General features: G+C 42.5%; 22 protein-coding genes. All 22 read left to right on the top strand.

What is annotated here, in order from left to right; all coding sequences use genetic code 11:
- The first annotated feature begins 33 nt into the window (after positions 1 to 33).
- Positions 34 to 1,428 (top strand): PKD domain-containing protein, encoded by a 1,395-nt coding sequence (locus tag D0T56_RS15180; protein WP_163321013.1) that lies wholly within the window; start codon positions 34 to 36, stop codon positions 1,426 to 1,428.
- A gap of 5 nt (positions 1,429 to 1,433) precedes the next feature.
- On the top strand, positions 1,434 to 3,158 hold the full coding sequence (locus tag D0T56_RS15175; protein ID WP_163321012.1) for a hypothetical protein: 1,725 nt from the start codon (positions 1,434 to 1,436) through the stop codon (positions 3,156 to 3,158).
- Between the two features lie 342 nt (positions 3,159 to 3,500).
- Complete coding sequence (locus D0T56_RS15170) at positions 3,501 to 4,763, top strand: hypothetical protein (protein WP_185153893.1); 1,263 nt, start codon at positions 3,501 to 3,503, stop codon at positions 4,761 to 4,763.
- 78 nt (positions 4,764 to 4,841) lie between these two features.
- On the top strand, positions 4,842 to 5,909 hold the full coding sequence (locus tag D0T56_RS15165) for a phosphoesterase (protein WP_163321011.1): 1,068 nt from the start codon (positions 4,842 to 4,844) through the stop codon (positions 5,907 to 5,909).
- On the top strand, positions 5,897 to 8,218 hold the full coding sequence (locus D0T56_RS15160) for an SMC family ATPase (RefSeq protein WP_163321010.1): 2,322 nt from the start codon (positions 5,897 to 5,899) through the stop codon (positions 8,216 to 8,218). Before D0T56_RS15165 ends, D0T56_RS15160 begins: the two co-directional genes overlap by 13 nt.
- Positions 8,193 to 8,693: a crossover junction endodeoxyribonuclease RuvC gene (locus tag D0T56_RS15155; RefSeq protein WP_163321009.1), complete on the top strand. Its 501-nt coding sequence runs from the start codon at positions 8,193 to 8,195 to the stop codon at positions 8,691 to 8,693. The genes D0T56_RS15160 and D0T56_RS15155 overlap by 26 nt, the downstream gene beginning before the upstream one ends.
- Positions 8,694 to 8,827: 134 nt before the next feature.
- Positions 8,828 to 9,448: an RNA polymerase sigma factor gene (locus D0T56_RS15150; RefSeq protein ID WP_370458812.1), complete on the top strand. Its 621-nt coding sequence runs from the start codon at positions 8,828 to 8,830 to the stop codon at positions 9,446 to 9,448.
- Positions 9,426 to 10,043 carry a hypothetical protein gene (locus D0T56_RS15145; protein WP_255491196.1) on the top strand — a complete coding sequence of 206 codons (618 nt, stop codon included), beginning with the start codon at positions 9,426 to 9,428 and terminating at the stop codon, positions 10,041 to 10,043. Before D0T56_RS15150 ends, D0T56_RS15145 begins: the two co-directional genes overlap by 23 nt.
- Entirely contained in the window at positions 10,040 to 11,398 is a 1,359-nt protein-coding gene (locus D0T56_RS15140) for a DnaB-like helicase C-terminal domain-containing protein (RefSeq protein ID WP_163321008.1), read from the top strand. Before D0T56_RS15145 ends, D0T56_RS15140 begins: the two co-directional genes overlap by 4 nt.
- Before the next feature lie 3 nt (positions 11,399 to 11,401).
- Positions 11,402 to 12,436 (top strand): toprim domain-containing protein, encoded by a 1,035-nt coding sequence (locus D0T56_RS15135; RefSeq protein WP_163321007.1) that lies wholly within the window; start codon positions 11,402 to 11,404, stop codon positions 12,434 to 12,436.
- Positions 12,437 to 12,530: 94 nt separating this feature from the next.
- The gene (locus tag D0T56_RS16860; RefSeq protein WP_163321006.1) at positions 12,531 to 14,255 is read left to right on the top strand and encodes a PHP domain-containing protein; all 1,725 of its coding nucleotides are present in this window, start codon (positions 12,531 to 12,533) and stop codon (positions 14,253 to 14,255) included.
- Positions 14,252 to 16,429, top strand: a complete 2,178-nt coding sequence (locus tag D0T56_RS15125) for a DNA polymerase III subunit alpha (protein ID WP_163321021.1) — start codon at positions 14,252 to 14,254, stop codon at positions 16,427 to 16,429. Before D0T56_RS16860 ends, D0T56_RS15125 begins: the two co-directional genes overlap by 4 nt.
- Before the next feature lies 1 nt (position 16,430).
- Complete coding sequence (locus tag D0T56_RS15120) at positions 16,431 to 17,198, top strand: PolC-type DNA polymerase III (protein WP_163321005.1); 768 nt, start codon at positions 16,431 to 16,433, stop codon at positions 17,196 to 17,198.
- Between the two features lie 3 nt (positions 17,199 to 17,201).
- Positions 17,202 to 17,471, top strand: coding sequence for a hypothetical protein (locus D0T56_RS15115; RefSeq protein ID WP_163321004.1), 270 nt, complete (start codon positions 17,202 to 17,204; stop codon positions 17,469 to 17,471).
- Positions 17,472 to 17,536: 65 nt separating this feature from the next.
- The gene (locus tag D0T56_RS15110; RefSeq protein WP_163321003.1) at positions 17,537 to 18,040 is read left to right on the top strand and encodes a hypothetical protein; all 504 of its coding nucleotides are present in this window, start codon (positions 17,537 to 17,539) and stop codon (positions 18,038 to 18,040) included.
- Positions 18,030 to 18,188, top strand: coding sequence for a hypothetical protein (locus D0T56_RS15105; RefSeq protein ID WP_163321002.1), 159 nt, complete (start codon positions 18,030 to 18,032; stop codon positions 18,186 to 18,188). Before D0T56_RS15110 ends, D0T56_RS15105 begins: the two co-directional genes overlap by 11 nt.
- The gene (locus D0T56_RS15100; protein ID WP_163321001.1) at positions 18,185 to 18,475 is read left to right on the top strand and encodes a hypothetical protein; all 291 of its coding nucleotides are present in this window, start codon (positions 18,185 to 18,187) and stop codon (positions 18,473 to 18,475) included. The genes D0T56_RS15105 and D0T56_RS15100 overlap by 4 nt, the downstream gene beginning before the upstream one ends.
- Positions 18,472 to 18,684 (top strand): hypothetical protein, encoded by a 213-nt coding sequence (locus D0T56_RS15095; protein ID WP_163321000.1) that lies wholly within the window; start codon positions 18,472 to 18,474, stop codon positions 18,682 to 18,684. Before D0T56_RS15100 ends, D0T56_RS15095 begins: the two co-directional genes overlap by 4 nt.
- Positions 18,674 to 19,279 carry a DUF6549 family protein gene (locus D0T56_RS15090; RefSeq protein WP_163320999.1) on the top strand — a complete coding sequence of 202 codons (606 nt, stop codon included), beginning with the start codon at positions 18,674 to 18,676 and terminating at the stop codon, positions 19,277 to 19,279. Before D0T56_RS15095 ends, D0T56_RS15090 begins: the two co-directional genes overlap by 11 nt.
- Positions 19,280 to 19,421: 142 nt before the next feature.
- A complete protein-coding gene (locus D0T56_RS15085) occupies positions 19,422 to 19,616 on the top strand; it encodes a hypothetical protein (RefSeq protein ID WP_163320998.1) in 195 nt (64 codons plus the stop codon).
- A gap of 225 nt (positions 19,617 to 19,841) precedes the next feature.
- Entirely contained in the window at positions 19,842 to 20,276 is a 435-nt protein-coding gene (locus tag D0T56_RS15080; RefSeq protein WP_163320997.1) for a DUF5675 family protein, read from the top strand.
- Positions 20,276 to 22,061: phage terminase large subunit (locus D0T56_RS15075; RefSeq protein ID WP_255491195.1), on the top strand; the 1,786-nt coding region annotated here is incomplete at its 3' end. The genes D0T56_RS15080 and D0T56_RS15075, both read left to right, overlap by 1 nt.

The following is a 22,061-nucleotide window of genomic DNA, read 5'->3' as shown; positions in this document are numbered from 1 at the left end:
CAATATAAGAACAAAAACAATAAACAATATATAATGAGCAGAATCAATAAACATACGGAAAAAGTGAAATACAGACGCAGTATGCGAAGCTTTTTCTTCATTCTTCACTTTTCGTTCTTCGTTTTCGTCCTGACTTCCTGTTATGAAGAAACACAGGTATTGGTAAATGCGGAGTTTCAGGCAACGATAAAGGGAAATAATCACACCGCTCCTGTATCGGTTTCGATAGAGAACCTGACCACCGGAGCCGATTTCTATCAGTGGACTTTCGAGGGCGGAATACCGGAATCTTCCACCGAGCAACATCCCGGAAATGTAACCTACAACAAAGCCGGAACATATACTATAATCCTTGAGGCGTGGAACAACAACGAGCGAAACAGCAAAGAATATACATTCTCGGTAGATTCTACGGTTTATATCGCTTTTGACTCGGAAATACTGATCAATGATTTTGCTCCGGCAGAAGTAAAATTTACCAACCTGACAACGGGTGCTTCTTCGTATGAATGGACATTCGAAGGTGGACTTCCGGCATCTTCCACAGAGCAGCATCCCGAAAATGTGATCTTCGATGTACCCGGAGAACATAAGATAACGCTGACTGTCAATAACGGCAGGGAGACGTTTACAACAAGCAAGGTTATCAACTTGCTACCCAAAATTGATGTAAGTTTCGATCTGGAACCGTCTTTCGACGATTACGATTACGAAGTGCCCTTTACAGCCGCCCTGATAAACAAAACTCAAAACGGTTTGACTTATGAATGGCAATCGACAGGGGGAACTATCGTTGATAAAGATGCGGAAAGCACGGAAATAATTTTCAATAATCCAGGAACATACACCATAACCCTGCAAGGGAATAACCAGAAGGAGACAAAAACCTTCAGCCGTGAAATAACCCTGAAAGCCAATTCAAACTTATACACCTTACAAAATGTAAAATTCGGAACTAAAAAGGCAGAAGAATCGGTAGGCTGCTTCTATTCTCTGGCAGAACGGAAGATTCTAAAGCCGAGCGAAGTTAACCCGACCAACGGGAAAGAGATAAATCTTGCCTTCTTCGGATTGGATGCCGGATTCAGCCGATGCTATTTCCTTTCGCCAACCGATGCTTTGTCGTCCGGTTTCGCTTCCATACCCGATGCCTCGAAAACTTACTATGTGAACGACCTGAGCCAAACTTCACTGAATTTTACGGATTCGGATTTTGCGGCAATGGCAGACGATACGAAACTGAAATCGTTGGATATTAAATCGGCAGGCAGTAACTCAACATGGTTCACCAATGTATATATTCCCCGTCTGGTCTTGTTCGAGACGGCAAAGGGGATTAAAGGAGTTATCCGTATCAAGGCTTTTGTTTCGGAAGGAGATAACTCGTATATATTGACAGATATCAAAGTTCAAAAAGAAGCGAAATAGACAGGATGAGACACTATATAACACGATTATCATTACTACTTTTATTTTTGCCCGGTCTTGCAGGGGTAAAGGTTTTTGCCCAGCAGGTCAATCTGGAAGATGTGGCAAATATTACCAAAAACAAACCCTTTACGTTTAACGGAGGTATTTCGGCAGGGACTGTTATATATGGAGGAACACCTCAACCCGGCAGGCAAGATTGGACATACTACCTGAACGGAAACCTGAATGTGAATGTATACGGGCAGATAAATATCCCGATCAGTATAAACCTGACCAATCTGGGTTCAGACCTGTCTTACCCGTCATTGCCTAACAGGCTGAGTTTCCATCCGTCTTACAAATGGGCTACGGCGCATATCGGAGATGTATCTATGACTTTCTCGCCCTACACACTTAACGGGCATCAGTTTACAGGGGCAGGTGTAGACCTGACTCCGGGAAAATTCAGGATCAGTGCTATGGGAGGGCGTTTGCTCAGGAAAGTGGATTACGACCCCGACAATGCAAACATAATGCCGAATTATTCGAGATACGGTTATGGCGTAAAGGCGGAATACGACACGGAAAAGTATGCAGTAGGACTGACCTACTTCGGGGCAAAGGACAATAAGGTGGATACCGAGCGGATTACTTTCGATAGTTTGGGAATACAACCCATGCAAAACTCCGTGATCGGGTTCAATACGCGCATTAGTTTGGTAAAGAACCTAACCTTGATTGCTGAATATGCAGTCAGCTACCTTACACGCGATGCTTATGCTCCCAAAGACGGGAACGGAATTGTCAACGACATTTTAAACAAGCGAACATCGACTAACACCTATCATGCTTTTAATGCGAGAATCAACTACCAGTTCCTGAAGAATACGATTGGCATTGGTTATGAACGCATCGATCCGGATTATCAGACATTGGGCGCATATTATTTTAACAACGATTACGAAAACATTACCCTGAACTACGCCCGTCCTTTTCTGAAAGATGATAAGGCGACCGTTGCCGTTAGTTTCGGTATTCAGCGGGACGACCTGAACAACAGCAAGGAAGAATCGACAGACAGGTATGTGGGGTCTGTAAACCTGAATTATGCACCCAACGAAAACTTACAATTTTCGGCAAATTACTCTACTTTTCAAAGCCACCGTAATATAAAATCGCAATTCGACTATATAAACGAGACTTCTCCCTACCAAAATCTGGATACTTTAAATTTCACCCAGCTTTCTCAAAATCTGGACGGGTCAATGATGTTTACATTCAAAAAGACCGAAAAACAGAATCAACGCATCAACCTGAATATGAGTTATCAGGAATCGGCCGACAGGCAAGGGGGAATATCCACTCCGGGCAATGTTTCCCGCTTTGTGAATTCTGCTTTAGGTTATGGGATTTCTTTTATTCCACAGGCGATTAATATAAATTCCTCGTTCAATGCCTCTTACAACTATGGCGGTGGCGTAGAATCGTACACTCTGGGACCGATGATCGGGGTAAGCGCCAATCTCTTGAAAAAGACTTTGATGACAGGGTTTTCTACATCTTACAATATGAATATCAACGACGGGGACATTCAGGCGAAAGTCTTGAACCTAAGGCTGAATGCATCCTACCGGATTCTAAAAAAACACAACCTGAATGCCAGTTTCGTATGGCAGAACAGAAATATTACCAACAAGAAGAAAACCGACCTGACCACCACCTCTCTTTCTTATGCGTATAGCTTTTGAGGAGAATTTTTAATCAACTTTATTCTTAAAACCCATCAAAAACAAACTGACCAACAGCCATTTTAAATAGTTGATAAAAAACTAATTCTCAAACACTTGTAAAAACACTAAAAATGCTGTTATATTTGTGCGGTTGAACAAGTTGAAGACATCCAATTTTTCTAATTGAGCCTCAGTATTTACGAGGCATGACGCGAGTGAAAAATAAGGCGGGGATAGAAAATATCCTTGCCTTTTACTCCCCCAGATTCGAATAAACTGAAGACCGCAGGAGGAATCCGAACCCTGTTGTCGTTGCATTTAGTTTACCTCGGCATTTATAACCATTCGCATCATTATTTTATGCAAGACAATGAGAATTTAGAAGGGAAAGACATGGCAGCCATGTCTGTGGAAAACCTGTTCTTAGGTGTACAGGAATCCTATTCGGAAGCCCAGCAACGGGCATTGGAAGAAAACCGTTCGTTTGCGAAAACCGAATTCTTTCGCATGGACAAGTTTGGGGTATACCGCCTGCGTATCCTACCTATCGCTCCCAACCAAGATGGAACGATAGACCGGAAAAGCTACGAGTATCCTGTCCACCAAATGTTAATGGAACTGGAAAAACCTGCAACCGGAGGAAAACAATCCTTTATGTATGTAACCGTGCCTCGTGCAACAGATGCCGGATATTCCGTGGACATGATCGATACTTACCGCAAAGCAGCTATTGATGCTGCCAATGACATGGGAGACGAGAAACTGGCCGAGAAAATCGGAGGCGGTTCATTCGGAGGCGGATTGAAATACAACTACGGGCATGCACTGTACATTTACGACATGAACGAAAGAGCAAAAGGACTGCAACTATTGACCCTGAGCCATTCCCAGTTCAAAGACCTGGATGAGCGCAAGTTCAATCTCTGGCAAAAGAAACTGGTTAAGAACCCGAACTATCCGTGTCCGATCTCTTCGGTATACAACGCTTATCCGGTTGAAATCGAGAAAAAGAAAAACGGAGCAAAAACCGAATACATCGCTACCATTGACAACGAATCCGACAACGATGCGCTAAGTCTCGATGAATTAAACGCCTTGATGGCTGCACCCCGTATTCCGGAAATCATCTACCGTTATTCCCGTTACCAGTTCGAAGCAACCATCGAATTCCTGAAACAATGCGACAGCAAATACGGCTTAAGCATTATGGAAACCGAAGAGATGAAAGAGGTTGTCGAACAACTTCGTTCGGAACTACCCAAAGATGATACCGGCTCCTTCAGTTTCGACAAGCGAACCAAAGACTCCAAAGAGAACGCAGAAAACGGCGGCATATCTGCTGATGACCTGTTCAACCGTTTCGATGAGCTTCAGGAAAAAGGGCTTGGGGACAAGACCGAAGAAGGGCAGGAATTACGCGCATTGATCCGCTCCTACATTGAACAAGAAAAACTTCCTATCCATGTAAGCCGTTCTACCAAAAATACCGACCTGATCGATCTAATCGAAGAAGCTATTGAAAAAGGTTCTGGTGCTTCTGCAGAAGAAGATCATTCCTGTGAGGAGGAAGAACAAGAGCAGGAGCAGAGCGAAAACACAGGACGCAACCGCACAAGGAGATAATAAACAATCAACCGATTTAATGACCAAGAAGGAACATGCCCTTAAACGGGTATGTTTCCTTTGAAATCTTACACTAATATGTCTAGGAACAGCTATCCGTGTGTCCTGATGTTAAACGACATACATATTTCAAAAGACAATATCCCTGAATTTACAGCCAACTGGAACGAAGCTTTATCCATTTGTGAACAGTTAGGTATCACGCTTATTGCACTAGGTGGTGACCTGTTCCTGTCACGGGCAGCACAGACTCTGGATGTATTGCTTGCCATACATGATGCATTGCTGTCTGCCGAAAAAAAAGGAATCAACATTATCCTATCCAACGGCAATCACGATAAAGTTAATCAGGAAGTAATCAGGGGCTACTGCCATGTATATGACAGCCATTCCAATGTTACCGTTGTTGATGATTTCCTGACAATAGAAGAGCCCGGATGGGAATTTTCCCTGCATATGATTGCTTACTTTCCCGAAAACGGAAGCTTTACTGCAAAGCTCGGTGCTTTAGTGACGGGAGGACTCAATGAAGAAAAGATCAATTTCCTCTATATTCACGAAGGTATCAACGGCGTACTTGTCCATTCAAGCGATAACGAACTGCCTGCACATATTTTCAAGGAGTTCGATCGTGTTTTTGTAGGACACTATCACGACCGGATTATTGTAAAAGGAACCAACATCGAATATATCGGCTCATCCCGTCAGCATAATTTCGGGGAAGATGAAGAAAAAGGATATACGATTATCTACAATGACGGCAAATATGAATTTATAAAAAACAAGGTAAACACCCGCTTTAAGACTATTGATGTCCCGATAGAGAAAACCGGAGCACATCTTTATGACGAGCTGGAAGAAATAAAAGCCGAAGGACGTTACCGGGTGAGGGTTCGCGTCCATTCCTCTGCTGCTAAGACATCAGCCGTTGACAAAAGCAAACTGTTGAGTTCCGGTGCCGGAAAAGTGGAGATTATAACTACCGATCCCGAAATAATGGAAACCCTTCCATCCAGCCTGTTCGAGAAATTCGACAACCGCAAGATCATGGAGAACTACGAAGAGTTCTGTAAAGAAAAGAATATTGAGAATATCGAACTGGGATTGTCTTACCTGTCAAAAATAGAAAACACATGTGGAAATTAACGGAAATATACGCTCAGAACATTTGTGCTTTCAGGGAACTGCACTATACATTAACGCAAGGAGTAACTACACTGGTATTCGGCAACAACCGGGATAACGAAAGCCAGCAGAGTAACGGTTCCGGCAAATCGGCCCTGATCGAATGTATCGCTATCGGTATAACCGGAAGCCCACTCAGAAAAATCAAGAACGAAGAAATTATTAACGATAACTCCGATGAATGCATGATCGAATTACAGTTCAAAAGCGACTGTAACAACGAAACATTTATTATCGAAAGGAAATTGTTCCGCAAATCCCCGGCAGAGATTGCCTGTTATGTGATCCGCGGACAGGATTTCGATCCGGAAGAAGCTATTGAACCCAGTATCGATGCCTACAATAAATTCATACTGGAAAAACTGGGCATTTCCAAAGATGAGTTATACAATAACTTCATTTTGTCTAAACACAAATACCAGAATTTCCTTTCCTGTCCCGACCGTGAAAAGAAAGAGATCATCAACCGGTTCAGTAACGGCATTTTGGTAGACCGGGCCATTGAAAAGATACTGGAAGATAAAATCCCATTTGAAAAAACGCTGAAAGAAACCGAACTGGAAGAAGCAGGTATCAACGGGCGTATAGAAATGCTTACCGAACAAATCGAGCGGGAAGAAGTGGGCCGGGAGGAAAAAACCCGCACCAAAGATGAAAAGATTGCAGGCTTAGAAAATACGATCCGGGAGAAACGGTCGCTTATCCGGGAAAAGACACAAGTAATATCCTCTCTTCAGTCGGATGAGGAGAAACTTAAAAGCGCAGACAAATATTTACAGGAACTTGAGAACGGTGATTTAGCGTTGGAGGAATGTATCGCCCGAATCGAAACCGAACTGATACCTGTTGTTCCGGGAAAACTGACGGATTGGAACAGTGTTATCGCTGCAAAGAAAAAACAACTGGAAGATACCTGTTCCGGTTTGAAGGAATACGATGCGCAATTAATCGCATGTGAAAAGGATGCAAAACATCTGGATGCCATCTATTCAGAACTGAACGGGGAATACGCTTCTTTTAACCGGGATTACGACAAAAAGAATAGCGATTTTGAAAAACAATTGCAAACACTTAATGAGCAAGTATCGGCATTGTCCATCCAAAACGAAGAACAAAAACGGTATAGGCGTACACTTTCATCGGCCATTGAAACATTGAACAACAAGATAGCCGGAACGATTACCTGCCCGGCATGTGGCCATGAGTTTATCGTTTCCGATAAGAATTTCGATGTTGTCGCAGGACGGGAAGAACTCGACAGCAAGAAAAAAGAATACGAATCCGTTGTAACCTGCATTGGGGAGGGAGAAAATAACATTACCGGAATTGAAGACAAGCAACGCAGTGTTCAAAAAGACAGGCGGGAGCTTTCCAATCAGAAATCAATATGGGCAGACAGACTATCCGATGCCGGAAGGGATGTAAAAAATGCCATTCACAAGACAGAAGAAATACTCAATAACCAAAAGCGTATCAAAGATAGAATAACAAGCCTTCAGGAAGAGATCAACACCATCCGGCGAAAGATATTTGATGAGGCTTTCGATTTACTGGACGAAGGATATAAAACCATTGAACGGAAGAAGAATTCATTGCAGGAGGATATTCGTGCCGGGGAAGGGTCGATAGAAATGCTGGAGAAAACAATTGGCGAGATCAAAAACAATACGGAAGCCGATATTATCGCTTCCTTAAAAACAACGCTGAAAGAGTTCCGACAAAAATCATCCCTTGTTTTTGAAAAGAAAATCCGGATAGAAAATGAACTCCATACGCTGGAGGAACAAGGACAGCACTTTGTAATGTTCAAAACCTACCTGGCCAATACAAAGATTGAAGCCTTAAGCAAAATCACCAACGAATTTCTGGAAGATATCGGCAGCGATATCCGCATTAAATTTTCGGGTTATACCGTGTTGAAGACGGGGAAAGTCCGTGAGAAAATATCAGTATCGCTGGTACGCAGCGGATTGGATTGCGGCTCATTCGGTAAGTTCAGCGAAGGGGAAGCCGCCCGTGTAAACCTTGCTACTATCCTTGCCATGCAGAAGCTTGTCAATTCAAACTGTGATGTGGATAAGGGGTTGGACCTTTTGGTATTGGATGAAATACTGGAAGCGGTAGATGAAGAAGGGCTGGCACATATGTTCGAAGCGTTGAACCGGATCGGTATCACTTCGCTTATCGTCAGTCACGGCAATATTGCAGAATCATATCCCCACAAAATAAAAATCATCAAAGAAAATGGAGAATCGAAAATCGAAGCATGAGGTTATTGCTCTGGACTTGCAACGAACGGAAATCCTGGCATTGGACATCGCGACACATACCGGTTATTACAGTTTACACGGAAACGGTATGTGGAACTTTACAGAATCCAAACGCCGGAATGATAATAAGCAACATAAGGACTTCCGCGATACGGTCATGGAATTTATTATAAGGAATCATATCAGGCAGGTTGTTGTTGAAGATGTAAATGTGAACAACTATTTCACAGATGTCAGAAAACTCAGCCAGTTCCATGGAATATTATTTCTTATATGCGATGAACTATCCCTTCCGGAGCCATATCCTATCAATGTAGCAACATTAAAGAAATGGGCAACCGGAAACGGAAGGGCAGACAAGGCTATGATGATACAAGCCTGCAAAAATAATTACCGTTTTGAGACAGCAGATGACAACACAGCGGATGCCTGCCACCTCTATCACTATTTTATCCGCAAGTTCCGTATTAATTAACCTGGATGAAAGATGATTAAAGTGTTTTTCATACATGCGGATTTAAGTATAATAAAAGGGTCTGTGACCCAAATTGATGCGTTTCAGCTGACAGATTACGAAAAAGATTATTACAAACTTTTAGTAATCGTGATGTGGAAACGAATTATCAGCAAACGGACAATTCTGTAGACGAAGAATCTGTCATTAGGCGGACCCGCCTTTTCAATCAATATGTGCTGCCGCACAAAAACCTCGTATATATGCTTTGTATCCGGTATTCCTATTCACAGGTGGATATTGAAGATAACTATAATGAGGTTCTGGTCAACTTCTTTAAATACATTGAAACATACGATCCCGAAAAGTCGATACAGACCTGGTTGCATATTGTAACCAAGCGCTTTGTCATCGATATGAACATCAGGAACAACGCCTTTAAAAGAAATGATGATACAGACGTAGAGGAGATAGCGGATTATAGGGATTTTGTTGTCGATGAAGAAAAAGTATCATCCAATGCCATGGGCATGGATAATTACCATGAACTCTATGGCGATGGCATACTGAATGCATTGAACAGCCTCAAACCCATATACAAAGAAGCCCTGCTGCTCCAACAAGCCGGATACAAATTATCCGAGATCATGGAAATCTCCTATAAGAACGGCAACCTGAAAACAAAGAATATCGAAACGGTAAAGAGCCGCCTGTTCCTGGCAAAACAACAAATGAGGAAACTGATTGACCGCGATGGAGAAAGAAGAGAAGATTAAATACACCATAAGGTTATTCACGTTCCTGATGAAACGGATTATCTCCCCGGAATTCGTTTTTCCCGGAGGCGGTGTTTCCCAAAGAAACTTGACTGCGTGTATGGATTCACTTGAAACCCTATACAAAAGTGAACTCAGCGAGGAAAGGCTGACAGACTACTGTGTCTGTCAGGTATATGCCATCAGCCGCTTTGAGGCTTCTTATCAGAGAAAATGGAACGTCAGCCATTCATTCGGGAAAAAGGCGGTTGATCGCTTTGCTCTAAATACACCGGGGAAAAGGTATTACGAAGACTTGTGGCTGAAAAAGGGCGGTTTTTCCAGAGTATCCCTGTTATCCGAATTTAAGAATAAAAGCCTTCACCCGCTCAGTAAATTTATCTATCCCGATTACGAGGATAGTACCAAATCAAGGTTGAACGGAACAGAGACCGGGTTTTATATATGCTGCATATCGACTCTGATGTGGACCCCTTTTTCCCCTGTTTGCAGATCATGTAGGTTTGAGAAAAGATGCAAAGGAATAACGAATAGGAAGTATGCCGAATTATTCCGGATCAGAAACGAAGAATACACTAAAAAGGACAAGGAATGAAGCCGACAGAACGCAATCCGTTATCGGCAGAATTCCTGTATGAGTTGTATTCAGCCGCTATCCGCATAGATATGGTATGCAGTATCCTTGTTGAACACATGCGCAAGGAATACCTGCCGGACAGAAGCTTTCAGAAAATACAGGACGTGTTTGCGAATCACTACCGGACGTATAAAGTGGCTCCGTCTTATGCAATTTTATCACAGGCATTTTCCGGAGACTATGATGCCATCGAACTGATCAATACATTCAGGGAATTCGATGGAGACACCAATCCCGAAATTATTATCGACATGCTTGAGTCCTATATCAAGGGTGTCAAGTTGCAGATAGTCTATTCCGAAGTCGGGAAATTATACAACCAAAGCAAGCAGAAACAGGCGGAAGAAAAGTTGTCGGAATATGCGGAATGGCTTTCCGGGTTTACACTAAAAACGTCTGCATTTGTGGATGTAGCCCGGACTTTTTCCGAACGTTTCCAACAGAACCGGCAAAAGGAAATGGAAAATACCCGCTCGGGCTTGAAACAGGTAACCCGGTTCTACATTCCCGACCTGGACGAACTGAACGCCGGACGGAACCTGCGCGGACAACTAAGCTGTTTCCTTGCATCGACAGGAGTCGGGAAATCTCATATGGCTAAACATATCGGCATCCGGGCAAACATTGATGACGGGCTTCATGTCCTGCATTTCCAATTGGAAGGATCGGAAGAGGAAGCCTTGAATGCCTATTCAGGCGGGATGATCTCTAAAAATGCCTTCTATTTTGAACGGGGTAAGATTTCAGACTTCGAGATAAAACGTTTTGAAGATACGGTAAAGCAATTTGCCGGAAGCATTACTGTGCGCAGCTTTCCCCGCTTCAATGCCCGTGTTTCATCCTTAGATATTAAAAATGGTATTGCCGAATACCGGAAAATAAACAGCCGTAATCCGGATATCGTAATCATAGACAGCATGGATTTGCTTACCGATGCCAGCCGAAAGGTATGGGGAGCCGAACACGAGCGTAGCAAGCGTATAGCCGTGGCCAATGATCTGAAAGATTTGGCAGCAGATGAAAAAGTATGGATGGTGGTTACTTATCAGGCAACGATAGAGAATAGGGAATGGCTGAATGATGAGAAGAATGTATTGACCGAATACAACTGTAGCGAGGCCAAGGGGCTTGCCCGTCCGTGTACACACCTGATCAGCCTGAACCAGTCTTCGGCAGAGCGTTCGGAGAATATGATGCGCCTGCACATTGCCAAATCCCGATTTTTCAAGAAGGGGGACACATTCAAGATAGCTACGGATTACGATAACGAGGTATTCTACGATGCCGGAAGAACAATCAGTTTAAGGAGGTAGGATATGTATTTATCAAAAAACGAAAAAGATTTCCTGATTGCGGAAATAACCCGGGAACTGGGAGCCAAACGTGATGGTGCCGGTAAGAATCTGATAGCCCGTTGCCCGTATTGCGGCAAGGAAGGTAAGTTCGGGGTATATATCGGAAAAGAGACCGAGCGGAAAAAACTCTTTATGGCCAATTGCTTCAGTTGTGGTAATTCGACTTCCACGCTCGATCAACTGTTATCCGCCATCAAAAGACCTGACTTGTTCGTTACCAATACCATCGACTTGAAAGCCTCTTTGGAGGAAAATCTGCTTTTCCCTCTGGATAGTGAAGATGAGATCGATGATACACTGGGCATTGTAGAACTGCCGGATTTCTATAAACGCTGCTTCACACATGAATACCTGAAGACAAGGGGATTTGTATATGATGACTACGAGTATTTTCCTGTTGGCAGCACGGGACGTTTGAATTTTAGGTTTACCAACTATGTGATATTCCCGGTAATCGATGGTGGGGATATTGTCGGTTATGTTGCCCGGCATACATGGAGCAAACAGGAAATAGACACTCACAACCGCAAAGCCGGACAGAAAGGTGAATACAAGATTATGCGTTTCCGTAACTCTACGGAAAACGACTTTGTCAAGCTGCTTTATAACTACGATGCCATTATTGAGGAAGAAACAGATACGGTTATTCTGGTTGAAGGGATTTTTGATGTGGTTGCTCTGACACGGAAACTTGAACTATACGATAATACCCGGATCGCAATCATAGCAACATTTGGAAAAAAAATTTCACAGGCACAGATATACAAACTGCAGACCAAAGGTGTAGAAACAATAGTAATCGGCTATGACGGTGACGCGGTAAACGCCATCAAAAAAACGGCAAGTGAGCTGACTCCCTACTTCGAGGTATTTATCGCAGACATACCTTATCCCAACAAGGATTGGGAAGATCTCAGTTACGAGGAAATATACCAAATCTTCTCTTACGGATTAAAAACACCCATCGAATATAAAATAAGTAAAATTCAAGAGTAAGGTCACAGACCTTTTTATTGCTTCGGTAAGCAGAACAACAACAAATAGTTATATGCCAAATGTATCATAAAATATCATTTATCTCTTAAAAAATATGGAAGAATTAATTAAATGGCTTGATGCCAACAAAATCAGTTTTAAGGTTATTGACTGTGAAGTCATCGAAATCGAAGGTTTCGGCAAAATGTTTATGGCAGACCTCTCTGCCGTCCAGTCCATCTTTCGGGGAACAAAAGAAAATCTGGTCTTTAACCTGATGGAAAATCCCGACATATTGAAAGAAGAAGGGATTAATTACGTGGCGTTCCCGTTCGGGCGTAACTGGTATTATTACGATCTGCGGGAAGAGTTCCGGTTCAACATCCTCAAACACATCGGTAAGCGCAAGCCTTGTGTAGCTGATGTTCCGTTTGTGAATTTAGGGGTACACACTCCATACGAACTGCTCAATGGTTCGGGAGACCTTAGCCTGTGGGTAAAGAAAGCCAAATTAATGGGACATACCGCTATCGGCATTTGTGACCGTAACACTATGGCAGCTACACTGAATTTGCAAAAAGAATGCGCTAAAGAAGGAATAAAGCATGTGTTCGGTTATTCGTTCGAACTGGAACATAATGGAGAGAAAGTCGAAATGAAGATCTATTGCCAAACACAGAAAGGGCTTCGTAACCTACTGAGGATACAAAAAACAATTATGGTTGACAGCACTTCAAATACCATTACGCTTCCCGACCTGTTGAAATATGCCGAAGGAAATGTATTGGTGTTAAATACACTGTCTGCTTCATGGATGAGCCGTAACCGGAAAGTATTGCCGTTGCTTGAAGAACATTTTGGACATTTATATTATCAGGTGGACCTATCGGAATTTAAAGCTGAACGCATAGATGTAAAATACCTGGATGCCCTTCAGCTATTCTTTGGTATTTTTTACAAAAACAAAACCGCAACATCGACTATCAGCCCTGTATTGATATGTGATAACTATTATTTAGACAAAGACGATGCACGGAATAAGATTATCCTGAATAAAATCGCATCAGGTGCTGCACACGAACAAAGTGAAGAACAGTACTTCAAAGATACGGATGAACATTATGCCGACTTTGTGCGAATATTCAGTGAAGAAAGTTGGGATGTGAAAGCTCTGTTCAAAGAAATGTGCGCCCATACCGTTGAAATAGCCGAAGGGGCAACGGCAGGTTTCGAACTAGGGAAAATGTATATGCCGGAATACATCATGCTGGAGGAAGAAAAGAGAAAATATGAGAGCCGCCGAAAGATGTTCCGCTCCCTGTTGGAAGAGGGATTGATGGCTAAGATACCGTTATGCGACCACGATGTATACCGAAAAAGATTGCAGGAAGAAGTGTATATCATAGAATCCACCAACAACGTGGATTACTTCCTGATTCAGTGGGATATGGTCAGCGAAGCCCGTAGGCGTGGAATTGTTTCAGGTATCGGGCGTGGTTCGGCAGGAGGATCACTGGTCTCTTTCCTGCTCGGCATTACTTCCATTGATCCGGTAAAATACGAGTTGCTGTTTTCCCGTTTTCTGGTTCCCGAGCGTTGCGGATTGGAATGGGTAGACGAAATCACCGTTATCGGGGAACATATTACGGTTCCCAAAGGCAATGATATTGTTCGTGTGAGCATCGATGAAAATGTACAGGTGTTTTTCAGGGATGCGGAATTCCGGATATTACGTAGTGGCAAAGAAATAACCGTTTATGCCGATGAACTGAAACCGGGAGATGAACTATTGTTCGATAACAGGGACTTATTGTGGACACTAAAGGAGATACTGGGATGAAGGTATCGGAAGTAAAAATAATACCTGTTCAGGAAGAAACCCGGGTAATTGATTGCCGTGTTGCAAAAGGGCTTAAGAAAGGTGGACACTCGGCACTGCCGGATATCGACATCGACTATGCCAGTGACCGCAGGCAGGAGATAAAGGAATATCTGGAACAACGATACAATATAAACGGTAAGCAACGGGTATTCTCGGCAGGAACTTTTTCCAGTATGAAACTCAAGGCTGTACTGAAAGATGTGTCCCGTGTTTACCGTGTTCCCGTCAGTCTGGTCAATTATATAACAGCCATATTCGAGGATGACAAAATGGGCTGGACGGAACTCTTTCAGTTGGCTGCTGTAAATAAAAAGGTACGAAAATTCATACAGGATTATCCGGAGGTTATCGAAGATACCCGTACCCTTATGGGGCAACCACGTTCGGCATCCATCCATGCATCAGCAATTATCGTAACGCCTGATGAAAAAGACGGAGAGCCTGCCGAATGTTTCGACTTTCTGCCGATCAAAAAAATTGATAACCTCTTGGTTTCCGAATTTGACGGTTATGCTGTAGATGAGATCGGACTGTTGAAGGAAGACGTTTTGGCCACAAAGGAGCTTTCCAAATTGAGCGCCGTGATTAATATTGTGAACAGCACTTATGAAAAGAATTACAGCATCGAGTCCATTACACAGGATGAAATAACAGACCGGAAAACCTACCAGCTTCTTTCAGCCGGATATACACAAAACATATTTCAGTTCGCTTCCCGAGGCATTACCCGTTTTATTATGGATGTGGCACCGGACTGTATTGAAGACCTGATTGCCATAAACGCTCTTTTCCGTCCGGCGACTTTGGAAATAGGGGCGACGGAAGACTATGTGCGGTACAAACGGGGTGAGGTGGCTCCGGTTTATAATTTCGGGACGTATGAGGCGACTAAAAACACCTTCGGGATTATGACTTATCAGGAACAGTTTATGCAAATAGCGCATACACTCGGAGGATTCGACCTGGGAAAAACCGACTACCTACGTAAAGCCATTGGGAAGAAGAACGCCGAACTGATGGCCACATTAAAAGACGATTTTATAAAGGGAGCGGTAGCCAATGGTTGTCCTGAATACGAAGCAAAGGAAATATGGCATAAGATCGAGGTCGCGGGAAAATATTCTTTCAACCGCTCACACGCTGCGGCTTATGCGCTCACAGCCTTTTGCGGGGCGTGGCTCAAAGCCAATTACCCGACTGCATTTTATACTGTTGCCTTGCAATGGGCGGAAGATAAAGAGATACCGATGCTGATGTCGGAGATGGAATTGTGCAGCATAGCCAAGATTGTTCCGCCCGATGTCAATCATTCCTGTATGGAGTTTTTTACCGATTACGATACCAACGAAATATTCTGGTCTCTGACCCGGATAAAAATGGTGGGAATCAAAACGGTAAACCATATAATTACTGAACGGGACAAAAACGGGCCTTTTACTTCCATAGAGAATTTTATCCACCGGATTTTCAGGTATAAACTGAAAAAGTACGAGTACTGGGACGATCCGGATAGTAAAGATGAAGAAACCCGCGTACCGGTTAATGCCCGGCACATAAAACACCTGATCCTGGCAGGATGCTTTGATAAGACGGAAAATGTAAAAGTCGTTACTGACCGCTATGGCATATTGGAACGGGCAGCGAAGGAATTAGGCTTTAAATTACTGGATAAGGATTTTCCGGAAGACCGGATCGGATTACATTATTTCTGGTCTATCCAGCAGATCAACGTTTCGGGTATCGGGCAGATTGATTACCGCCGGATATACGATGGTTCACAGGCAAAGGAACAGATCAGAGGAAAAGCATCCTATATGACTTTACGGGAAGCTACGGTCTTAGAGAATGAGGGAAAACGGATTGCAGTTTGTGCAACCGTCATTGAACTGGACGAGGTTTCTTACAAGGACAAGACCACCGGAGAGAAAAAATATTTCTGCAAAATCAAGCTGCAACAGAACAACGATTTGATGGAACTGGTGTGCTGGAGCGATTTCTACGATGAACATAAAGAGCATATCTCCAAACTCAAAGACAAGGTTATTATTCTTACAGCCGTAATCAAGTACAGTGATTATTCAGGCTGCAATACACTCAATACATATAAAACATCTTTATTATTCGATCTATAATATGGCACTACAAACAGAAGGGAAAATATATACGGGCATCGGACTCGATTTTGAAACGGGAGGACTGGATTGCACTAAAAGTGCCTGCACCCAGATTGCATTGCAGGCAGTACGCTTTGATACATGGGAAATGATTGACCGGTATGTGAAATACATTTCGCCTTACCACAAACAGGATATCGGAGGGCCTGCAAAGAGGAAAGTATTGAAAAGCAGATTTGAAAAAGAGACAGAAGCCGAACTGATGGAATATGAAAAGGTCGCTTTGGATTATTCGGGGATTACCATGGAGATGTTGATAAACAGGGGCGTGGATATGAAAGAGGTTGCCTGTGATATTATTGAATTTACGAGGCGCAATACCTTATCCAAAGGAGCACAGTGCAAACCTATTTTGATAGGACAAAATATCACTTTCGATATCGGTTTCCTTCAGCAATTAATGAATTATGCCGGGCTGATAAAAGAGTTTGAAAAAGTATTTGCCGGAAAAATTGATTTCTATGGGAACTTTCAACCGCATTATATTGATACCATTGACCTGGCACGGCTTACACTGGCGAATGACCCTACCGTTAATTCATACAAGCTGGAGCTGATCGCTGAAAGGTTGAATTTGGAACTGGATGACGCGCACGATGCAGACGCGGACGTGACGGCAACACTGAATATCGTAAGGGTATGCTCCGGGCGCATGCGAAATTCCGAAGGCGGCGGGGATAGCGGTATAATGAAAAGGGAAAAGACCCGCAATCATTTTAAAATATAGCTTATGGAACAAAAAGATATTCCAAAAAAGGAAACAGTTTCTTTCTCAAAAGATGAAAGGATGATGTACGGGGTATTGGATTATGATGGCAATGAATTGATGGCAGCCATAACTGGCTATGACTTGGAAGTATCCTTCAATATGCGGCTGATTAATTCCCTTGCCGATGCCGAGAGTTGTGCGGATGCACTTGCCAATGTATTCTATCAGGCGCTCATGGAACAGCTAATTGCAAGAAATGCCGATTTTATAAAACCACCATCACAAGATTAGACTATTCTTTAATAAAGATGAAAGCCCGGACTTAAACATTCGGGCTTTTCAGTAGAAGAATAAACATGGATAAGCAACCCGAAAATAAAAATACGACACTGACGGAATCGGAAGAGAATTTCTGCGAACTGTATGTTTACGGGGGAGCCGAATTCGCCGGACAGCATGTCAGGTGCTACGAAGAGATATTCGGGGAAGGCCTAAGAAATGTATCCGTTGCAAGCAGGCGTTTACTGTCGCAACCGCATGTCGCATCCCGGATAAAGGAGATGATAACCGGCCTGCAAAGCGAAACGGAAACGCTGGCGGTTAAGTTACAGGTAGCCGAAACCTTAAGGGCTGTAATGGAAGAGACATCGACAGCGCAGTTCATGGATAAGTTCGGAGTATCGTTATCTCCCGCACCGCTCAGGGCTGTTTCGGTCAATGCGGCCAAAGCCTTGATGGATTTGTATCCGATCAAACATGCGCAGGAAGCCAAGCTCAGGATAGAAGGTAACGACGGAAGCGTGATATTTAATGTCATTGTACCCGAAACGAAACCAAAGGAAAAAGGCGATGAGGAATAAGATCAATAGGAAAACAGCGGAATGGATTATCTACATTGTGATAATAATAGGGCTTGTCTTGTTTGGGATATTCAAAGATTCAGAGTCGGCAGCTACGCTTATCCAGGCGGTAAAAGAAGCATTTTCACTATTATTCGAAACTATATGACCCAATTCAAGGAATTCGTACTGGCTAACTTCAAAACAATAGTTGCCATTCTCTCATTTGCTGTAACCATGTATATACAGCATGTAAACAATACGGCACAGGTAGCAGAACTGAAACTCAAATGTTCTACGCTGGAACTGAAAATTGAAGATCAGTATGAACGGATCGATGCCATTAAGTTGGATAAAGCTGTCTTTGAAGCGACAATGACACAATTTACATCCATTCAGACCGACTTGAGGGAAATGAGGTCGGATATAAAAGAATTACTAAAAAATAAACGATGATTAGAGTAAAAAGCAAAGTGAGAGTTGTTTCATCAGAAGAACTCTCCGCAATACGATTAGATAAAATGGTGGGGATGGTTGGGCGAGTTATCGAAGACTTAACCTTCGACAAGCGAAAGAACAAAGGCTATATTGTTCATTTCCCCAAAGCATATTTAGGCGAAAAAGATTGGTTTATTCCTCAAGAATCGATAGAACATGAAGAGTAAACTAATAAATATACTGCTTGTAGCTACACTTTTGTCAGGTGTGGCTATTTTTGTTTTGGTACGTCAATGCAAACAGTTGAAAGAGGACAGGGATAAATACCAATCGAATACAACGGCTTTGCTTTCGGATGTCAAACGGATGCAGGTGGATTCTACCACTACGGCTGTCGATGTGAAGCAACTCCGGCTGACGTTGGATGAATACAAACAATACCGGGCAGAGGATGCTGAAAAGATAAAAAAGCTGGGCGTAAAACTGAAGGATTTGCAGGCAGTAGCCAAACATACGGTTGAAGTGAACGCTCCAATACAAACCGGATTAAAAGATTCGGTAATAATCAGGGATACGGTTATCGTGCCCGTAAAAACTTTGGCTGTCAAAACACCTCATATCCGGATAAACGGCATCATTGAGAACGACAGTTTACACGGAAATATCCATTTACCCGTCAATCTTCATCAGGTGGTATGGGTTGAGCCAAAACATAAATTCCTGTGGTGGCGGTGGGGCGTTAAGGCTGTTCACCAGACTATATCAAGTGATAATCCCTATGTGGAAATTAAATATTCGGAAATGATAAAACTGGAGAAATAGCGGCTCTTTGAATTATTAATCTATAATGGACCTTAATTTGAGAGTTATCCCGAACATCAAAAAACATAGAGCCGACACAATCCATGCGAATGGATTATGTAACATGTAATATAAAGCCAGGATTCCAAAAATCAACAGGAAAATGCTGATGGTCATTAACGGAGTGATTAAGAACCTGTATCGTTCAAAGCGGTTTAATAAAAAGAAGAATAATAACCCGCACAAAATCAGTGATGTTCCGGTTCCTAAGCTAAAGCAAACTACTACATTGGATTTTTCCAAAGATAATTCTTCCAGCACATCTTGGATCAATGGTGTAAATGTAGCTACATCATGAATGATTCCCATAATCAATATTCCAGCTGCAATCCACTTACCAAATAAAATCCAACTATTCAAATGCTTCATATTATTCATACCGATGCTTCATATTCTACGCAAAGGTAAGAAAGGATTGTTAATTGAAGGAAAAACCAAAAGACTTTTCAGAATACATATTTTAAATAAACATCGGTATCCCTCATCTACCTATTCTTTGATATAACTCAAAAATATATCAAAGATGAAATTACTTCTTAAGCGAAAATTCAAGGGAGAAACTTATACTATGGGAGACTTATACGTTGATGGTGTTTTTTTCTGCAACACAATCGAAGATAAAGTCCGTGACCTTCCTGCAATCTGCCCAGACACTTCCAAATGGCAATCATGTACATGCAAGGAGAAAGTATATGCCCAAACAACTATTCCGGCAGGCATCTACAAAATTACACTGGAAAAAAGCCCGAAATTCAAAAGGATTCTTCCTCTGTTACACAATGTTCCGCATTTTCTTGGGATTCTGATACATGCCGGAAATACCGAACGTGACAGTGCCGGATGTATTATTGTGGGTAAAAATACGATCAAAGGAAAAGTGCTTCAGTCCAAAGACACATTAGAGGCTTTGATGAAGATGCTTGAAAATGAAAAGGACATTTCAATAGAGATTGTATAATGGCGGCCAACAAGCTCAAGCCGCCTAAATCCCTTAAGATTGACTTTAAGCCGTCAGCTAAGCAATATGAACTATGGAAATTGCTTCAGCCGGATTACTGTCCTCATTGTGGCGGCCATATAGAACAGGTTCTAATCGGATATGACATCAATCATAATCCTCAATACAAGCCCCAGTGCCTGAAATGCCTTACATTCAATTTACCTCAATTGATATTGGGAGGAGGCTCAGCAGGCGGAGGAAAGCAGATGTCATTAGACTCTACCGTCTGTACACCGTTCGGCTTTCGTAAAGTTAAAGACTTGAAAGTTGGGAATATCATTACTTCTGCAACAACAGGTAAACAACAACGAATTATACAATTGCATCCGATTTGTGAATGTGAATACTTTCGTATCCATTTCATCGATGGCACATTTTCCGATTGTTCGTCAGATCATCTGTGGCAAATGCATCAGAGCAGGAAAAGGACAAAGAAAAAGGATTTGGAAGAGAATCGTCTCAATGAACGGGTTTGGGATGCAAAGATGATGTATGAGTGGATGGAGAGAAAAAAAACGGGTATGTATAAAGGGTGTAATCTAATTGTCCCATTGTGCCAACCTGTGCAATTTACTATGACCAATATGTTGGGACACCCAAAATCCATTCCTCCCTATATCTTAGGGGCATTATTGGGAGATGGATGCATAACAGACAATTGCATTTCTCAAGGGCGTGTCAGTTTCACAACTATGGATAACGAAATAGTCGATGAATTTATAAAACATGGTTATGATATGAATCACTGGTCGCAAAAGCCAAATAACAGAGCGAAAGATTATGCGATTCGGGACGCTTCACTTATCGAAGGACTAAAAGATATTGAATTGACAGGGCACAGATCTTCGGACAAGTTCATCCCTATACAATACAAATACTCAACTATTGAAGAACGCAAAGAATTGATGAGGGGATTAATGGACACGGACGGATATGTTGATGATAGGGGACATATGTCTTATTCTACTATCAGTCATCAGTTAGCTGAGGATGTTGCTTTCATTGTCCGATCTCTTGGTGGAATTGCAACTATAAAAAAGAACCCTGCCGGTTATAAAGATGGGGAAGGCAGATTTATCCAATGCAATGATGTTTACGATGTATATATCAGGACAAAGTTTGATCCGGAACTTGTCCATATATCCCGCAAGAAGAAACGTTGCAGATATGAGTTTAATGGAGGTAATTCTGAACTGGGTAAACGAATTACCGACATCGAATCGATTGGAAAAAGAACAGGCCGATGTATTACTGTAGATGAGCCATGCGGCCTTTATGTTGCCGATAATTTTACTGTAACGCATAACTCATATATTGGCAGCAGTTGGGTCGTAAGCAGTTGTTTGAGATTTGAAAACATCCGTGCAGTGGTAGCGCGTAAAACACTTAAATCACTAAAGGAATCGACTTGGAATACAATCAAAATGATTCTGAAAGATTGGGGGCTGAAGAAAGATGTAAACTATAAAACGAACAATTTGGAGGGTACGCTCACATTCTGGAACGACTCTGTCATCATCATGAAAGAAATGGCTGACATTCCCAGTGACCCCAATTTTGAAAGGTTCGGCTCTTCGGAATTTACAATTGCCTTCGCTGACGAAGTGTCCGAAATCTCCGAAAAAGCAATTGAAGTATTATTCTCCCGCCTTCGATGGAGAATTCATGAGACTTTTAAGACATCCCGCATGCTGATGACTACCAATCCGACAATGAACTGGGTTCGCAGCCGTTTTGTACAGG

Origin of the sequence: Dysgonomonas sp. 520 (assembly GCF_010501095.1) — a bacterium.
Classification (GTDB): Bacteria; Bacteroidota; Bacteroidia; order Bacteroidales; family Dysgonomonadaceae; genus QVMP01.
This window is presented reverse-complemented; position numbering and strand designations above follow the sequence as displayed.

What these genes read in the sequence shown, in the direction of transcription:
- D0T56_RS15180 (WP_163321013.1), top strand. Translation starts at nt 34, where the DNA reads ATGAGCAGAATCAATAAACATACGGAAAAAGTGAAATACAGACGCAGT.
- D0T56_RS15175 (WP_163321012.1), top strand. Translation starts at nt 1,434, where the DNA reads ATGAGACACTATATAACACGATTATCATTACTACTTTTATTTTTGCCC.
- D0T56_RS15170 (WP_185153893.1), top strand. Translation starts at nt 3,501, where the DNA reads ATGCAAGACAATGAGAATTTAGAAGGGAAAGACATGGCAGCCATGTCT.
- D0T56_RS15165 (WP_163321011.1), top strand. Translation starts at nt 4,842, where the DNA reads ATGTCTAGGAACAGCTATCCGTGTGTCCTGATGTTAAACGACATACAT.
- D0T56_RS15160 (WP_163321010.1), top strand. Translation starts at nt 5,897, where the DNA reads ATGTGGAAATTAACGGAAATATACGCTCAGAACATTTGTGCTTTCAGG.
- D0T56_RS15155 (WP_163321009.1), top strand. Translation starts at nt 8,193, where the DNA reads ATGGAGAATCGAAAATCGAAGCATGAGGTTATTGCTCTGGACTTGCAA.
- D0T56_RS15145 (WP_255491196.1), top strand. Translation starts at nt 9,426, where the DNA reads ATGGAGAAAGAAGAGAAGATTAAATACACCATAAGGTTATTCACGTTC.
- D0T56_RS15140 (WP_163321008.1), top strand. Translation starts at nt 10,040, where the DNA reads ATGAAGCCGACAGAACGCAATCCGTTATCGGCAGAATTCCTGTATGAG.
- D0T56_RS15135 (WP_163321007.1), top strand. Translation starts at nt 11,402, where the DNA reads ATGTATTTATCAAAAAACGAAAAAGATTTCCTGATTGCGGAAATAACC.
- D0T56_RS16860 (WP_163321006.1), top strand. Translation starts at nt 12,531, where the DNA reads ATGGAAGAATTAATTAAATGGCTTGATGCCAACAAAATCAGTTTTAAG.
- D0T56_RS15125 (WP_163321021.1), top strand. Translation starts at nt 14,252, where the DNA reads ATGAAGGTATCGGAAGTAAAAATAATACCTGTTCAGGAAGAAACCCGG.
- D0T56_RS15120 (WP_163321005.1), top strand. Translation starts at nt 16,431, where the DNA reads ATGGCACTACAAACAGAAGGGAAAATATATACGGGCATCGGACTCGAT.
- D0T56_RS15115 (WP_163321004.1), top strand. Translation starts at nt 17,202, where the DNA reads ATGGAACAAAAAGATATTCCAAAAAAGGAAACAGTTTCTTTCTCAAAA.
- D0T56_RS15110 (WP_163321003.1), top strand. Translation starts at nt 17,537, where the DNA reads ATGGATAAGCAACCCGAAAATAAAAATACGACACTGACGGAATCGGAA.
- D0T56_RS15105 (WP_163321002.1), top strand. Translation starts at nt 18,030, where the DNA reads ATGAGGAATAAGATCAATAGGAAAACAGCGGAATGGATTATCTACATT.
- D0T56_RS15100 (WP_163321001.1), top strand. Translation starts at nt 18,185, where the DNA reads ATGACCCAATTCAAGGAATTCGTACTGGCTAACTTCAAAACAATAGTT.
- D0T56_RS15095 (WP_163321000.1), top strand. Translation starts at nt 18,472, where the DNA reads ATGATTAGAGTAAAAAGCAAAGTGAGAGTTGTTTCATCAGAAGAACTC.
- D0T56_RS15090 (WP_163320999.1), top strand. Translation starts at nt 18,674, where the DNA reads ATGAAGAGTAAACTAATAAATATACTGCTTGTAGCTACACTTTTGTCA.
- D0T56_RS15085 (WP_163320998.1), top strand. Translation starts at nt 19,422, where the DNA reads ATGCTGATGGTCATTAACGGAGTGATTAAGAACCTGTATCGTTCAAAG.
- D0T56_RS15080 (WP_163320997.1), top strand. Translation starts at nt 19,842, where the DNA reads ATGAAATTACTTCTTAAGCGAAAATTCAAGGGAGAAACTTATACTATG.